The organism is Aquirufa nivalisilvae (genome assembly GCF_004307455.1).
Classification (GTDB): domain Bacteria; phylum Bacteroidota; class Bacteroidia; order Cytophagales; family Spirosomataceae; genus Aquirufa; species Aquirufa nivalisilvae.
Window position 1 is genome coordinate 27,708 of the sequence record NZ_SEWX01000001.1, and the last position, 14,163, is coordinate 41,870.

16 protein-coding genes are annotated in these 14,163 nt (G+C 36.7%); 7 read left to right on the forward strand and 9 right to left on the reverse strand.

What is annotated here, in order from left to right:
* Nucleotides 1-42 precede the first annotated feature (42 nt).
* The 5 genes from EWU22_RS00130 to atpD all read right to left on the reverse strand — a co-directional run bounded on the left by EWU22_RS00130 (nt 43) and on the right by atpD (nt 4,756).
* Nucleotides 43-1,839 carry an acyl-CoA dehydrogenase family protein gene (locus EWU22_RS00130; RefSeq protein WP_130923925.1) on the reverse strand — a complete coding sequence of 599 codons (1,797 nt, stop codon included), beginning with the start codon at nt 1,837-1,839 and terminating at the stop codon, nt 43-45.
* A gap of 55 nt (nt 1,840-1,894) precedes the next feature.
* Nucleotides 1,895-2,353 (reverse strand): MarR family winged helix-turn-helix transcriptional regulator, encoded by a 459-nt coding sequence (locus tag EWU22_RS00135; RefSeq protein WP_109325431.1) that lies wholly within the window; start codon nt 2,351-2,353, stop codon nt 1,895-1,897.
* Between the two features lie 104 nt (nt 2,354-2,457).
* Nucleotides 2,458-2,994: a hypothetical protein gene (locus EWU22_RS00140; protein ID WP_130923926.1), complete on the reverse strand. Its 537-nt coding sequence runs from the start codon at nt 2,992-2,994 to the stop codon at nt 2,458-2,460.
* A gap of 4 nt (nt 2,995-2,998) precedes the next feature.
* Nucleotides 2,999-3,229 (reverse strand): F0F1 ATP synthase subunit epsilon, encoded by a 231-nt coding sequence (locus tag EWU22_RS00145; protein WP_109324192.1) that lies wholly within the window; start codon nt 3,227-3,229, stop codon nt 2,999-3,001.
* A 9-nt stretch (nt 3,230-3,238) separates the two neighbouring features.
* Nucleotides 3,239-4,756, reverse strand: coding sequence for a F0F1 ATP synthase subunit beta (gene atpD / locus EWU22_RS00150; RefSeq protein WP_109324193.1), 1,518 nt, complete (start codon nt 4,754-4,756; stop codon nt 3,239-3,241).
* Between the two features lie 217 nt (nt 4,757-4,973).
* On the opposite strand from atpD, the gene EWU22_RS00155 reads away from it, so the two are divergent.
* Both EWU22_RS00155 and rpsJ read left to right on the forward strand, forming a co-directional pair.
* Nucleotides 4,974-7,178 carry a tetratricopeptide repeat protein gene (locus EWU22_RS00155; protein ID WP_130923927.1) on the forward strand — a complete coding sequence of 735 codons (2,205 nt, stop codon included), beginning with the start codon at nt 4,974-4,976 and terminating at the stop codon, nt 7,176-7,178.
* Between the two features lie 192 nt (nt 7,179-7,370).
* A complete protein-coding gene (rpsJ, locus tag EWU22_RS00160; RefSeq protein ID WP_109325433.1) occupies nt 7,371-7,676 on the forward strand; it encodes a 30S ribosomal protein S10 in 306 nt (101 codons plus the stop codon).
* A gap of 132 nt (nt 7,677-7,808) precedes the next feature.
* On the opposite strand, the gene EWU22_RS00165 is transcribed toward rpsJ, so the two are convergent.
* The 4 genes from EWU22_RS00165 to EWU22_RS00180 all read right to left on the reverse strand — a co-directional run bounded on the left by EWU22_RS00165 (nt 7,809) and on the right by EWU22_RS00180 (nt 10,342).
* The gene (locus tag EWU22_RS00165) at nt 7,809-8,585 is read right to left on the reverse strand and encodes a glycosyltransferase family 2 protein (RefSeq protein ID WP_130923928.1); all 777 of its coding nucleotides are present in this window, start codon (nt 8,583-8,585) and stop codon (nt 7,809-7,811) included.
* Between the two features lie 194 nt (nt 8,586-8,779).
* Nucleotides 8,780-9,631, reverse strand: a complete 852-nt coding sequence (locus EWU22_RS00170; protein ID WP_130923929.1) for a hypothetical protein — start codon at nt 9,629-9,631, stop codon at nt 8,780-8,782.
* 173 nt (nt 9,632-9,804) lie between these two features.
* Nucleotides 9,805-10,098 (reverse strand): type II toxin-antitoxin system RelE/ParE family toxin, encoded by a 294-nt coding sequence (locus EWU22_RS00175; RefSeq protein WP_130923930.1) that lies wholly within the window; start codon nt 10,096-10,098, stop codon nt 9,805-9,807.
* Nucleotides 10,091-10,342 (reverse strand): type II toxin-antitoxin system ParD family antitoxin, encoded by a 252-nt coding sequence (locus tag EWU22_RS00180; RefSeq protein ID WP_130923931.1) that lies wholly within the window; start codon nt 10,340-10,342, stop codon nt 10,091-10,093. The genes EWU22_RS00175 and EWU22_RS00180 overlap by 8 nt, the downstream gene beginning before the upstream one ends.
* A gap of 285 nt (nt 10,343-10,627) precedes the next feature.
* On the opposite strand from EWU22_RS00180, the gene rpmH reads away from it, so the two are divergent.
* Genes rpmH through EWU22_RS00205 form a run of 5 tightly spaced genes read left to right on the forward strand, consistent with a single transcriptional unit; the run spans nt 10,628 to nt 14,105 of the window.
* Complete coding sequence (gene rpmH, locus EWU22_RS00185) at nt 10,628-10,783, forward strand: 50S ribosomal protein L34 (RefSeq protein WP_109324196.1); 156 nt, start codon at nt 10,628-10,630, stop codon at nt 10,781-10,783.
* A 60-nt stretch (nt 10,784-10,843) separates the two neighbouring features.
* On the forward strand, nt 10,844-11,248 hold the full coding sequence (gene rnpA, locus EWU22_RS00190) for a ribonuclease P protein component (protein ID WP_130923932.1): 405 nt from the start codon (nt 10,844-10,846) through the stop codon (nt 11,246-11,248).
* The gene (locus EWU22_RS00195) at nt 11,229-12,899 is read left to right on the forward strand and encodes a S41 family peptidase (protein WP_130923933.1); all 1,671 of its coding nucleotides are present in this window, start codon (nt 11,229-11,231) and stop codon (nt 12,897-12,899) included. Before rnpA ends, EWU22_RS00195 begins: the two co-directional genes overlap by 20 nt.
* A 1-nt stretch (nt 12,900) precedes the next feature.
* On the forward strand, nt 12,901-13,596 hold the full coding sequence (gene tsaB, locus EWU22_RS00200; protein WP_130923934.1) for a tRNA (adenosine(37)-N6)-threonylcarbamoyltransferase complex dimerization subunit type 1 TsaB: 696 nt from the start codon (nt 12,901-12,903) through the stop codon (nt 13,594-13,596).
* Nucleotides 13,596-14,105 (forward strand): DUF2480 family protein, encoded by a 510-nt coding sequence (locus EWU22_RS00205; protein ID WP_130923935.1) that lies wholly within the window; start codon nt 13,596-13,598, stop codon nt 14,103-14,105. The genes tsaB and EWU22_RS00205 overlap by 1 nt, the downstream gene beginning before the upstream one ends.
* Nucleotides 14,106-14,163: the final 58 nt, after the last annotated feature.

Below are 14,163 nucleotides of genomic sequence, written 5' to 3' on the forward strand. Positions count from 1 at the left end.
ATGAATGAAATCGCTAAATCTTGTCCTTATTAGTATTTTTTTTTAAAAAATATAGCCCATTTTAAGAATAGCAGCATCCGCAATTTTGCGTCTGGCCTCTTTCAAGTTTTTAGGATCTATTTTGGTAAAGCGCTTCAATCCCATTAACATAACGTTTAACTCATCTCCGGCAGCAAAACCAGTAATTACTTCTTTACCATGATGATGGACTTTGTCAACTGCTTCGTGCAAATATACCAATGCACATTCTTTAGCAATCTCATTGCTAGCCTCTCCAGATTGCTGAATTAATTTATCCACTCGAACTAAAACAGACTCCGCTACATAAATCTCAATCATCATATCAGCTAATGACATCAAAATTTCTTGTTCGTTCTCTATTTCAGTCGTGTACTTCTGTAAGGCTCCTCCAGCCGACATCAACAAGGCCTTTTTCAAGTTCGCAATCACTTTATACTCTTTCCCAAAAACTCCATCTGGTACCGAAGTCGAAAAATCGGGTACACCCAATATCTCCTTCCCTACTGCCATAGCTGCCGTCATGATATCTAACTCACCTTTCATAGCACGTTTAATTACGGTGCCAACTGCTAATAATCGGTTAATCTCATTGGTTCCTTCAAAAATACGGTTGATTCTAGAATCCCTATAAGCTCTATCCATGGGAGCCTCAGCTGAAAATCCCATTCCTCCGTAAATTTGAACTCCTTCATCTACTGAATAATCCAAGGTCTCCGAACCATGCACTTTCAACAATGCACATTCAATAGCAAATTGCTCTACTCCTTTTAATTTGGCTTCAGAATCATTCATTCCGGCCGCTTTTAACTCCAAAATGGTATCATCAATGTTTTGCCCTACTCGGTAACAAGCTGATTCACTAGCATAATTTTTTACAATCATTTCAGCAATCTTATATTTGATGGCACCAAACTGATGTAAGGATTGGCCAAATTGTTTACGATCATTCGCGTATTGAACTGCTTGATCAATAACTCGTTTTCCTGCCCCGATTACCGCTGCAGCTAATTTAATTCGACCAATATTTAGAATATTGACCGCTATTTTAAATCCGCCTTCACGTTTGAACAATAAATTATCAACTGGCACAGGACAATCGTTAAAGAAGATTTGACGCGTAGAGCTACCCTTAATCCCCATTTTGCGCTCTTCCTCATTCATAGTAATTCCACCAAAACTTTTCTCTACAATAAATGCAGTCAAGTTTTTATCATCAGCAATTTTGGCAAAAACAATAAAGACATCTGCAAATCCTCCATTGGTGATCCACATCTTTTGACCAGTAATCAAATAATGCTTTCCATCTTCTGACAAAACAGCTTTAGATTTGGCTGCATTTGCATCTGAACCTGAATCTGGCTCGGTCAAACAATAGGCAGCTTTCCACTCACCTGATGCCAACTTAGGTAAATAGTGTCTCTTTTGCTCCTCAGTACCATAATACAAAATGGGTAGTGTTCCAATACCTGTATGAGCAGATAAGGCTACGGCAAATGAATGACCTGATCCGCAAGCCTCAGCCACTAACATGGAGGTATTAAAATCCATACCAAATCCACCATATTCCTCTGGCACAGATGTTCCCAATAAACCAAGATTTCCTGCCTTATCCATCATGTCCACCATGACTGAGCTATCTTTGGCACCATCCATTTCTTCCAAACGAGGCTGAATCTCCGTTTTGATAAAGTCAATACATGTCTGACCTATCATCTTCTGCTCCTCTGAAAACTCTTCAGGAATAAATAACTCTTCAGGCAAGAGTGGACGAATTAAAAACTCTCCCCCTTTCATTGTTTTATTCGTAGGCATGGTCATTGAATTTAAATGTTGATGAAATGTAATGTTATTCAATAGTTGTTGATGAGTGTAATTATGATTTTTGATTCAATGTTTGAAGAATTTCAGTGGCATCTTCTTCTAAAAACTGATTAATGGATTGTATTACTTTAAAGAACTCCTGGGATTGCTCTGAACCAATTCGTTCAAATAACTTCTCATTAAATAATATAACACCTTGTTTAGCCACATCTCTTTTCTTCTTTCCCAAATCGGTTAAGAATATCTTTACAACGCGCTTGTCGGCATAATTAGTCTCTCGCCGTATCCATTTTTTATCTTCTAAGGTTTTCAGCATTCGCGTCAAACTTCTAGCTTCCAGTCCCAATGCAGGTGCAATTTTAGTAGCAGGAGTTCCATCTTTATCTATATGTAATAAAACATAACCTATTGCCATGGACATATCAAATTGTGCGGCATAGGTGTTATACATCCGGCTGATGGCATACCAGGCTGATTTAATTTGGAAATCAAAGGTACTTTCTGCTTTCATAATCAAGGAATTAATTTAGTATGCTTGCATACCATTATGTAAAAATGAGACAAAAAAAAATAGGATGCAAGCATCCTATTTTCAAAATTCCTAAATATTTCTGATTATCTCACACGATTACCTCGCATTCTTTTACTATTCACCTTCAAACCTGAGAATGAAGACTTCATAATCATCAGACGAACCTTCTTTTTATTGTAGAGTAAATATTTGTTTCCATCGTAATTCAATCGAGAGAAAGTGGGACTTCCTGCATCGTCTACCAATTGATAATAGTACTCTCCTCTTTCTCCAACAACTGGACCGAAGTGCAAACTTTTTTCTTCGCCAGCTCCTGCTTCAAAGGAAATTAATAATTGATCATTGGCTTGTTTCACTAAAACACCAGGTGTCTGTTGCTCCAATGTTACACGATTGATTGACTTACCATTGATTAAAATAATCTTACCTGATTTAACATTGGCATCAGATGCATTCAATTCTCTCTCTAGAAAAAGGGCATTGTCATTGTAAAACTGAATCTTCTCTAAGGGAAGTTGATTTTCTTTGATTAAAGTCATCAAAGAACCAGTCAAATAAGCTTGTTGCGAACAACTACTAAATAGGACTACAGCAAACAAAACAATGGCTAAGTTTTTCATGGAATTAATTAACGCCTTCTGCAAGGATAAGCACTTTATTATTTAATACTTCCACAACTCCTCCCTCAATTTCAAATGATTCTTTGTCGGCAGTTAATAACCCTTTTTTCAAAGTACTTACTAAAGCTGCGTGATCATTCAAAATTTGAAAGGAACCATTAACGCCAGGTAAAGTCACCACAGAAGCTTCTGCGGAAAACACTTTACGGTCGGGTGTAATAATTTCTACAAACATATCTATTTTTTATTTAGCAGCTTCTGCCAACAATCTTTCACCTTTTTCTATGGCATCTTCAATGCTACCTACTAAGTTAAACGCTGCCTCAGGTAAATGATCATAAGCACCGTCAATAATAGCATTAAATCCTTTGATGGTATCGTTGATGTCTACCAAAACGCCTTTTAAGCCTGTAAATTGTTCAGCTACGAAAAATGGTTGAGACAAGAAACGTTGAACACGACGAGCACGAGAAACAACTAATTTATCTTCTTCAGATAATTCATCCAATCCAAGGATCGCAATGATATCTTGTAACTCTTTGTAACGTTGTAAAATTTCTTTCACACGTTGCGCTGTGTTATAATGAGCAGCTCCTAAAACTTCAGCCGAAAGAATACGAGATGAAGAATCTAATGGATCTACCGCTGGATAAATACCTAACTCAGCAATTTTACGAGAAAGTACCGTAGTAGCATCTAAGTGAGCAAACGTTGTTGCTGGAGCTGGGTCTGTCAAGTCATCCGCAGGTACGTAAACCGCCTGTACTGAAGTAATAGATCCACGCTTAGTCGATGTAATACGCTCTTGCATAGCACCCATTTCTGTGGCTAATGTTGGCTGATAACCTACCGCTGATGGCATACGACCTAATAAAGCTGATACCTCAGATCCTGCTTGAGTAAAACGGAAGATGTTGTCAATGAAGAATAAAATATCACGACCTTGACCTTCTCCATCACCATCACGGAAGTGCTCCGCAACTGTCAAACCTGACAAAGCCACACGAGCACGTGCTCCTGGAGGTTCGTTCATTTGACCAAACACTAAGGTAGCTTGTGATTTCACTAATTCGTTTTCATCAACTTTCGTCAAATCCCACTCACCAGCTTCCATAGCATGCTTAAACTCTTCACCATATTTAATAACGCCAGATTCAATCATCTCACGTAATAAGTCATTTCCTTCACGAGTACGCTCTCCAACACCTGCAAATACCGACAAACCTTCGTATGCCTTCGCAATGTTGTTGATCAACTCCATGATCAATACCGTTTTACCTACACCGGCACCACCAAATAAACCAATTTTACCACCCTTTACGTAAGGAGCTAATAAGTCGATTACTTTAATACCTGTAAATAAAACCTCTGTCGTTGTTGCTAACTCATCAAATTTCGGAGCAGCACGGTGAATTGGTAATCCAGCAGCTGATTTTGGCTGTGTAATACCATCGATGGCCTCTCCTACAACATTAAACAAACGGCCTTTAATTCCATCGCCAGTTGGCATTGTCATCGGTGTTCCTTTGTCAATTACCTCTTGTCCACGTTGAAGTCCTTCAGTACCTTCCATCGCAATGGTTCTTACTCGATCTTCTCCTAAGTGTTGTTGAACTTCTAAGATAAGTTCCTGTCCATTGGTTTTGGTAACAGAAAGTGCATTTAGGATAGCTGGTAAGTGAGAGCCTTCACCTTCAAAGCTTACATCGACTACTGGGCCAATTACCTGGGCTACTTTTCCTTTATTAACTGCGTTTGCCATTTGAAAAATAAATTTGTTAGCTTAAAAACTAAGAATTGTTATTGAATCGAATGCTATTGACATTCGGATTGCAAAATTAGTCGGTAAATTCCAATTAGCAAAACCGAAGTTTGTATTTTTTTGCTATTTTTTGTCGATATCCGCCCTTTTCTTTGAATGAATTAAAGTTTATGCAGAAATTTACGTTATAGACACATTGCCTATTTTTTCCCCGAACATGAAACAACGAACTGATCAAATACCTACCATCTGGTTTATCATTTCTTCCTTGCTTGGCACCATTTGCCTTGGAATATACGTTTGGGGCGGAATAGAGGGCTTGACCTGGAAAGAAGTCAGTGAGTTAATCCCTCAGACTGTCGCCCTATTCCCAGAATCCCAAAATCAAATTCAATCCTCCATTTTCCTAATTCGTCAACATTACTATGTTCAATCAATAGCACCTGATTTATGGCCAATTATGGTTGGATCTATTTTCGGGCTTGCAGGATTGATCATGCTTGGACAATTCATCCAGGTTTGGGCTAAAATCTCCAAGCGACAAATCACATTGGGACTTTTACTTTGGTGTGGGATCCTAGTTTGGAGAAATATAGATTTGACCCTGAATGAATGGTTTAACTTTTTACATGGTCCTTGGGTATTACTAGCCTGCTTATCCACAGGAATACTAACTATTATATGTAGCTCTTCAATCCCTACCTTCCTTTTAGAAATTTCACATAGCCCCGACAAGGCGTCCAGCCAAAAAAAGTTCTTTGGATTCATCCTATTTTATGGGGTAAACCTTATTTTGAGTTCGGGAAACCTGTGGAACTTTTGGTCTTCTACTTTGTTTATCCCAGCATTTATTGTCTTTGAAATCAGTGTTGCTCTTGGAATGTTTCAAAGTCTTCGTTTTAAAGACAAATCCCAGCAAAAACTATTGAGAGCCTTATTCTTACTTAGCCATTCTGTACTAATCCCTTTTGTATGGAATAACAATGAAGTAGGCATACATGCCATAGAAAGTTGGACTATCATGACTCACCTTGCCATGGTATTACTTTTTCCATTATTTCTTTGGACTAACTTCAAAGAACCCATTCAGGAAAACTTGGCCATTTTTAAAGTTGTCCACAAGGCTCATTTTGTTCCAATTTACCTCATTCAAATTGGAATTTTTATACTTTGTGTTTCTTGGGTCTTTGCTCGACAAGCCACTGCATGGCACCAAATTGTGGCTGCTTATTATAATGAGCAAGGCGATATAGAACATTTTGCTGGAGATCGATTTATGGAGGAATTGGCTTATAAAAATGCCATGATTCACAGCAAATTAAATCAAAAAAGCAATTTGAGTTTGGCTAGAATGTCGCAGGAAGTTGGTGATGTTGAGAAACAAGCCTATTATTTACAAACCAGTCAAATTAAACATCCAGAGGAGAAAAACTTTGTGGCGCTTGCTAATATATATGGCAATGAAAACCAATGGTTTGAATCTTTATTTACTCTTAAGAAAGCACATCAGCTATTTCCAGAAAGTCCTCAAATCGCCACTCAATTAAGTAGGGTATATGAACAAATCAAACAAATTGATTCAGCTGCTTACTACTTAGTACTTGCCAAGGAATTAGCACCTCAAAGCACAATTGCTTGGGCAAATCTACTGTATTTCGATGTTCGTCATGGCAGTAAGCTAGTAAACATGGAAGAGGTCAAAAGCTGGAGTTCAAGTCCAGATCGAGCCGTGAAGAGCAATATATTAGCCAAAGTGTGGCAAAATAAACAAGCATTACCAGAGAACTTCACACATGAAGCATTTGATGTTCAACTCGATGTAAGAGATTTTGCTTTACTCTACAATAGTAGTCTTTATTTCAAGGGGCAGTCGATCATTTATCCCATTCAAACATGGCTAAAAGACCCGAATTGGTTACAGAAATTCCCTGAAATAACCTTCCTAGATGCTTGGCAAGATTTTTATCACCAGCAACCTTTGAGGGCGTTAAATAAATTGGATTTGCTTATTCAAAAGGAAAATGAATCAAAGGCACAAGTTTACCGCCTCCTATTACAACATTGGAAACAGCAATTACTGGCAGTGAAAGCAAAAGTTCAATTGGAAAACCTGGCACAAGCTAGAGCAGCTATTCAATCCTATCCATTTAGTGTAGGCATTCTACAACAAGCCCTTCCCATTTTACATCAAGCAAATAAGCACCAAGAAGCCTATCAAGCAAGTTTAGCAGCCGTACAATGGAATGAAGAATTAGCTGAGTTTTACCCTATATATATATTGGAGGCATTCCAACAAGGAGAAATAAGCTACGCAGAAGACGCAATTAATCGTCTAAAAAAATTAGATCCTACTCTATTCCAAACCCAAGCTTCCTCTTTTGCACAGGCTAAAGAAAAGGCAGTAAATAGGCAGAAGTTTTAGTCAATGTAGAATGTAAAATGTAGAATTTAAATAGTTCCAAAATTCATGCTTCATTCTACATTCTTCATTCTACATTTTACATTCTCTCACCTCTTTGCTAGTTTAAAAATTTGACTTACCTTTGCGTTGAATATTATGGGGAACGGAGTAAATGGTTCTTTCGCTTCCTATTCACTTAATGAACCAAACAATATGAATCAAAAAATTCGCATCAAGTTGAAATCTTTCGACCATTCATTGGTTGACAAGTCAGCTGAGAAAATCGTTAAGGCGGTTAAAGCTACAGGAGCAGTTGTTTCTGGCCCTATCCCACTTCCTACTAAAGTTGAGAAATTCACTGTTTTGCGTTCACCACACGTGAACAAAAAAGCACGTGAGCAATTCCAATTATGCACTTACAAGCGTTTAATTGACATTTTCTCTTCTTCAGCTAAGACTGTGGACGCGTTGATGAAATTGGAATTACCATCAGGAGTTGATGTTGAAATCAAAGTTTAATGATTTCGAGTTCCACCAAAAGAAGGTCTTTGTAGCAATGCAGAGACCTTTTTTAATTGTAAATGGTGAATGATAAATGATAAACGGAGGTAATATTTAGCTTCAAAATATTTACAATTTACCATTCACCATTTACAATTGATTTCCTGCTTTTTTCTCTGAATTGAACAATTGAAAAATTTTGCGAACGGGCTTTAGGAATAAAGTAAAAAAGTATGGTTGAAGTCCATTATCTTTCCAAGCTTGTCGATCTTCTCGATTAGCCACCAATCGATGTTTCCATGAGGCGGTACTGGTACCTCCATTGCGCATTGTCATTAGTGTTTTAGGCAAATATGCGGCCGATTTTTTGGCTTTATATAAAGCTCTCAACATCCAATCATAATCCCCGGCACAAGTAAAGTCGGTCCGAAAAGGCCCAATTTCATCATAGACCGATTTTTTGGCATAAAAGGACAAATGAGGAGGCATCCAACCCCACAACCAATTGTTGCGTTGGTATTCTCCGGCCGACCAAAACCGAACTAATGCTCCGCTGATTGGATCGATGAACTGTATATCACCATATACTGTATCCGTACCATTTTTTTGAAAACAAGTAACTACAGAGGAAATAACATCGTTTGCTGGATAAAAATCATCTGCACCAATCATCCCAATGATATCTCCTGTCACACGAGCCAATCCTTTATTCATGGCATCGTAAATTCCTTGATCTTTTTCCGATATGTAATGAATTCTACCTTCATATTCCTTTAAAATGGCAAGGCTGTCATCTTTAGAACCGCCATCAATGACCCAATATTCTAGATTAGGATAATCTTGAGCTAATACACTCTCGATGGTTTGTCGGAGCGTAGCCGCAGACTGATAACAAACGGTAATGATGGAAACCTTGGGTGAATTCATAGATTCCACAAAGATAGAGATTGTCGGAAGAAATTGGGAATTATTGAATTCTGATGAGAGAATAATGGGAATTCATCCAAGCCATTACCATGAATTAATTAAATAATTGGAACATTCGTCGGATTATTGATTTTAAGCTGATTTAGAGCAATTTGGCAATCCGCAGAAAATTAACAAAGGCATATTGCATATTCTTACCTTGTAATTTTAAAAATACTGGATAAAATGTGTGTACTTTCGATTGGTTCATTGTCTGTGTTGATTATATCTTTTTTCTTTATAGTTATAAATCCAAACCAAAGTAAAAAACGATTAAATGTTCTAATGGAATAACAATGATTAAACTGTCGATTTTCAGTGGAATAATCATCTTGAAAAAAAGTATAGAGGTTCGGAAAAGCTTTACCATAAAGATCTGCATAAAAATTACTTGTTTGAACTTTATTGCCAAGCCTATCAAGTAAAATAACTGAAAATCCCCAACCAAATTGTCCAACAGGCACTTCTGGGTAAGCATCATTAAAGCTCCATGGGAACTTATGGACAAAAGCATTAAAAAACTTTTGAAACAATTGTTGCCGATTATTGGTCTCTAATAATTTAATTGTCGCTTTTTTCAGAGACAATATTCCGTTCGTTTTCTTAACTAACCCCGCCAATTCTGCCGTTAGCCTTGCACTTCTTATGGAAATACAATCTTCCTCTCGCCACAACTTATATAAACCTATTTCAATAAAATCGTCAAGTAAAAATCGTAAATCATATAGCTCAGTAATCACCTTCCGTGGCAAGGCTCCCAATGGTGTTAATTTAATTTGTTTTTCCCGTTGAATGATTTTTAAATATGCTTCCACAATTCGGAAAAGTGGCATTTTATCTAGCGAGCTATCATCTATTATATCAAGAAATTGGACAGGCGAATCCTTCCCTAATGCATCATAAAGTAAATACTTCATATCATTGGGGGAATAACCTAAGAAATCGTCTTCTGGTAAGTTATTCAGAGATGAAATAATTTCTTCTATGTTATCAGGTGTATTCACCATTATATTGTATTTTTTCCTTTCAAATGAGAGAAGTAATTTGATATCATTTAATACACTGAAAAAGTCAACAATTTTTCAGCTCATCGAATCTAACTAAAAAGCAAAACTTATTCAATAGCAAATTAGCAGCTTACTTATCTTATTATATTAGTGGGAAAGTACATTTTCTGACACTAAAAATTACTTTTTAGATCCATCATTCCATGAAGAATTCTAATTACTTCAATTTCATTTTGAGATATTTTCGAGTACAAAATCAAATGTTCGCCAGATTTATATCCCCAAATACCCCTACCTAACATTTCATAATTTCTTCCCAGATTTGGATTAATTGCTAATTCATGACATGAAGATAATAGTGATTGATAATAAGAATCAGCTTGGTTTTCCGACCAGATTTTAACTGTATAAGTCCAAATGGAAGACAAGTCTTCTACTGCCTTATTCGTAAAGCAATACTTAGCCATTTGATTTCTTCCCAGCTTTGAGTGTTTGCAAATGTTTTTGAGGGTCAAAATTGACTGAACGACCACTTGCTATTCCATCATTAACAGCTTGCCTTAATGCAATAACCTTACTTTCCTCATCTTCTAGAAGTCGTAGACCTGCTCTAATTACCTCACTTGCATTAGAATAACGACCATCATTTACCGAACTTTGAATAAAATTTTCAAAATGAATTCCTAGTGATACGGATGTATTTCTTCCCATGATAAATTGATTTAACCGATTCGAAGTTACCAAATTTTGGTAATTTATTTAACTACTTACTCATTTTATGAGTTATCTGATACTCGAATATCTGGATAGAAAAAGAAGGGCCATATTTCAAATGAATATTATATTTCATCAGTAATTAAATACTCTAGGTTGCTATTCAACCCCTTCCCAAAAACTCTTTCTATTTTTTTAAACCGAATGCTTTGTTAAAAATATTTTTTTTGTACCTTTGCAAACCCAATTCGAATCAGTTTCGAATATTTAAATGTTAAAGAAATGAAAAGAACTTTTCAACCTTCGGTTAAAAAAAGAAAAAATAAGCACGGATTCCGTGAGCGTATGTCTACAGCTAATGGTCGTCGTGTGTTAACAGCACGTCGCGCTAAAGGTCGTCACAAACTTTCAGTTTCTGACGAAAAGAGAGGAAAATAAGCCTTAGATCTTAGGAAAGAAGATTTCAGGTTAGCTTAGTTGTACAACAAGTTTCATGCTGTGAAGTTTACTTTTCAAAAATCCGAGCGACTTACGCAAGTCAAAATCATAGATTCACTATTCCAAAAGGATAGTCAAATCGTAGCACAACGGTTTGTCTATCCTTTTCGAGTTTTATATCAATTTGGCCCTCAGCCATTAGAATTTCCACAAATTCTTATTTCCGTCCCAAAGCGCAAGTTCAAAAAAGCCGTAGATCGGAATCTCATCAAAAGAAGAATCCGAGAAGCTTACCGTTTGAACAAAACCTTTCACCTAGGAGAAGGCAAAGAGAAATTACCAGATTTTCTGGCTTTTGTTTATATTGCTTCTACGATTGAGCCATTTGATCGGATCAATAAAAAAATGCAGCAAGTCTTGCACGAATTTAGCAATACCAAAAAAGATGCCACAGAAATCTCCTAAGTCCATCAAAAATTGGCTCATCGCCTCCCTTTCAGGAATCAGTATCATATGCATCTTAGCATTTAGCTCCCCAGGAGATCGTTTCTTTGAGATTGCCAAGAACCTGGATATCTATGCCTCTGTTTTCAAGGAATTGAATAAATTTTATGTAGATGAAGTTAACCCCAATCAGGCGGTAAAGACTTCCATCGATGCTTTATTAAAAAGTTTTGATCCATATACCGTCTTTTATCCTGAAGATGAGTTGGAGGATTTCTTAACAATGACAACTGGGAAATATCAAGGAATTGGTATCATTCTTGCAGAAATCAATGATACCTACCGCATTTCATTCATTGAAGAAAATAGTCCTGCATTAAAAGTAGGATTGGGCATTGGTGATCAAATCTTATCTGTCAACGGTATCGCACTTTCTGATAAACCTGAAGCAGATCCTTCCAAACTTTTACGTGGTCAAGCCGGTACTAAAATTTTGGTTAAAGTGATTAAAAATGGACAAACAACTCCACAAGAAATTAGTATAAATCGAGAAACTGTTCAAATCAAAAATGTAGTTTATTCTGGGATCATTCAACCTGGTGTAGGTTATATTTTATTAGAGGATTTTAATGCATCCGCTGCCAAAGAATTAAAAAATGCCTTACAGAGTTTGAAGCAAGCGGGAATGAAAAAGTTGATTTTGGACTTGAGAGAGAACCCGGGTGGACTTTTAACTCAGGCCGTGGATATTTGTAATTTATTCCTCCCCAAAGACTCAGAAGTAGTTTCAACTCGCGGAAAAGTGGAAGAATGGAACAAGACCTATAATGCCCTAAACCCCAGCATGGAGCCTGAATTGCCTTTAATCATATTGATTAATAATCATTCTGCTTCTGCTTCCGAAATCGTGGCAGGTGTCATGCAGGATTATGACCGAGCCGTATTAATTGGTCAAAAAAGCTTTGGAAAAGGCCTCGTTCAAGTTACCAGAGATTTACCTTTTCGAACAAAAATGAAGATCACTACGGCAAAATATTATATTCCAAGTGGCCGTTGTATTCAAGCCATCGATTATCAACATAGAAATCCAGATGGTAGTGCTGTGGCCTTAAAAGATTCAAATAGTAAGACATTTTATACTAAAAATCACCGTAAAGTTGTAGATGGAGGTGGAATAACTCCTGATATTACGGTGGATAAACTTACTACTTCTTCATTTACGATTGCCCTACAAAAGCAACATATGATCTTCTTATATGCTTGTTATTTCCGCAGCAACCATCCCAATATTCCTCCTGCCAAGGATTTTAGTTTAAATACGACGGAATATCAAGCCTTTTGTACTTGGTTGAAAAAGCAAAATTTCAAGTTTGAAAGTCAAATTGAAAAACAATTCCATATCATCAGTGAATTGGCCAAAAAAGACAAATCCTATGCCAACATGGAGCCCTCCTTGCAAAATTTCAGAAAAGAATGGGCTTCAAATATTGACCGGGAATTATCGGCCTATCAGTCAGATATCAGTACGTTGTTAGAACAAGAGATTGTCCAACATTATTACCTCCAAAAAGGGATGAATGAGTGGTCATTTTCAAAAGACCCATCCATTAGGGAGGCTTTAAAATTATTTGAACAGAATAATCGTTTTCAATCGATATTGGCAGGAAAATAACATGAATTTGATTCTTAGTATAGAAACATCTACGCCAACTTGCTCCGTGGCAATACATCAAAACGGAGAGTTAATTGCTCAAAAATTAATTGTAGAAGAAGGTGGACATTCGAAACAAGTCACCGTTTTAATTGATACGCTATTACAAGAAAATGGAAAGAATTTATCCCAAGTTGAGGCAATTGCTGTATCCATGGGACCGGGATCTTACACAGGTTTAAGAATTGGCTTAGCCACGGCAAAAGGATTATGTTTTGGATTGGACATTCCTTTAATAGCATTACCTACTTTAAAAATACTAGCACAAGGTTTCCGTCAGAATCAACAAGTACAATCTCCCGTTCGTTTACTTCCCATGCTTGATGCAAGAAGAATGGAAGTTTATGCAGCCTGTTATGAATTAGAAGATTTGAAAGAGGTACAAGCCTCTAAAGCCGTCATTTTAGATGAAAATTCATTTGCTGAAATACAAGGCATAACTTTAATGGCCTTTGGCAATGGAGCTGAAAAATGGCAAAACACCTGCCAACATCCTAATATTCAATTTGTTAAAGAACCTTTATTTCCAGAAGCACAATATATGGGAGCTTTAGCTTATCTAGAATATTTGAACAAAAACTTCCAAGATTTGGTTAGCTTAGAACCCGATTATTTGAAAGAATTCATGGGGACCCAGCCAAAAAATAAAGCATTGTAATGGAAGAAGAAATCGTCAATCGAGTAAAACAAAGTGGTTTAATTCAATTGGACTTGGAAGAAATGCGTGTTCCTGGTGAAAGAATTTTTCTCGACATTAAGCCTCAGTTATTCATGGAATTGGTTTTGAAAGAAAAAGACTTTCGTATTTTCCTAGCTGAACATGACTGGGCTAGCTATCAAGATAAACATGTCGCCGTAGGGTGTAGTAATGATGCCATTATACCCACTTGGGCATTTATGCTTTTAAGTATACATCTTAGTCCATATGCTAAAACAATTGCATTTGGAACCTTAGAAGATTTAGAAAAAATTCTGTTCAAACAATGTATTGATGAGTTGAATACTCAAGATTTAGCAGGTGCAAGAGTCGTGATAAAAGGATGTTCTAAAGAGACTGTTCCTACTGATGCCTATGTCCAAATTGCTCATAAACTTCAACCATTAGTCAAGAGTTTGTTCTTTGGCGAACCCTGCAGCACAGTACCTCTTTTTAAGAAGAAATCATAAATTCTTCCTGTTATTTACACGCATTTTGAATATCAACTTATTGGACAATAAGTATAAA

What these genes read in the sequence shown, in the direction of transcription:
- EWU22_RS00130 (WP_130923925.1), bottom strand. Translation starts at nt 1,839, where the DNA reads ATGACCATGCCTACGAATAAAACAATGAAAGGGGGAGAGTTTTTAATT.
- EWU22_RS00135 (WP_109325431.1), bottom strand. Translation starts at nt 2,353, where the DNA reads ATGAAAGCAGAAAGTACCTTTGATTTCCAAATTAAATCAGCCTGGTAT.
- EWU22_RS00140 (WP_130923926.1), bottom strand. Translation starts at nt 2,994, where the DNA reads ATGAAAAACTTAGCCATTGTTTTGTTTGCTGTAGTCCTATTTAGTAGT.
- EWU22_RS00145 (WP_109324192.1), bottom strand. Translation starts at nt 3,229, where the DNA reads ATGTTTGTAGAAATTATTACACCCGACCGTAAAGTGTTTTCCGCAGAA.
- atpD (WP_109324193.1), bottom strand. Translation starts at nt 4,756, where the DNA reads ATGGCAAACGCAGTTAATAAAGGAAAAGTAGCCCAGGTAATTGGCCCA.
- EWU22_RS00155 (WP_130923927.1), top strand. Translation starts at nt 4,974, where the DNA reads ATGAAACAACGAACTGATCAAATACCTACCATCTGGTTTATCATTTCT.
- rpsJ (WP_109325433.1), top strand. Translation starts at nt 7,371, where the DNA reads ATGAATCAAAAAATTCGCATCAAGTTGAAATCTTTCGACCATTCATTG.
- EWU22_RS00165 (WP_130923928.1), bottom strand. Translation starts at nt 8,585, where the DNA reads ATGAATTCACCCAAGGTTTCCATCATTACCGTTTGTTATCAGTCTGCG.
- EWU22_RS00170 (WP_130923929.1), bottom strand. Translation starts at nt 9,631, where the DNA reads ATGGTGAATACACCTGATAACATAGAAGAAATTATTTCATCTCTGAAT.
- EWU22_RS00175 (WP_130923930.1), bottom strand. Translation starts at nt 10,098, where the DNA reads ATGGCTAAGTATTGCTTTACGAATAAGGCAGTAGAAGACTTGTCTTCC.
- EWU22_RS00180 (WP_130923931.1), bottom strand. Translation starts at nt 10,342, where the DNA reads ATGGGAAGAAATACATCCGTATCACTAGGAATTCATTTTGAAAATTTT.
- rpmH (WP_109324196.1), top strand. Translation starts at nt 10,628, where the DNA reads ATGAAAAGAACTTTTCAACCTTCGGTTAAAAAAAGAAAAAATAAGCAC.
- EWU22_RS00195 (WP_130923933.1), top strand. Translation starts at nt 11,229, where the DNA reads ATGCCACAGAAATCTCCTAAGTCCATCAAAAATTGGCTCATCGCCTCC.
- tsaB (WP_130923934.1), top strand. Translation starts at nt 12,901, where the DNA reads ATGAATTTGATTCTTAGTATAGAAACATCTACGCCAACTTGCTCCGTG.
- EWU22_RS00205 (WP_130923935.1), top strand. Translation starts at nt 13,596, where the DNA reads ATGGAAGAAGAAATCGTCAATCGAGTAAAACAAAGTGGTTTAATTCAA.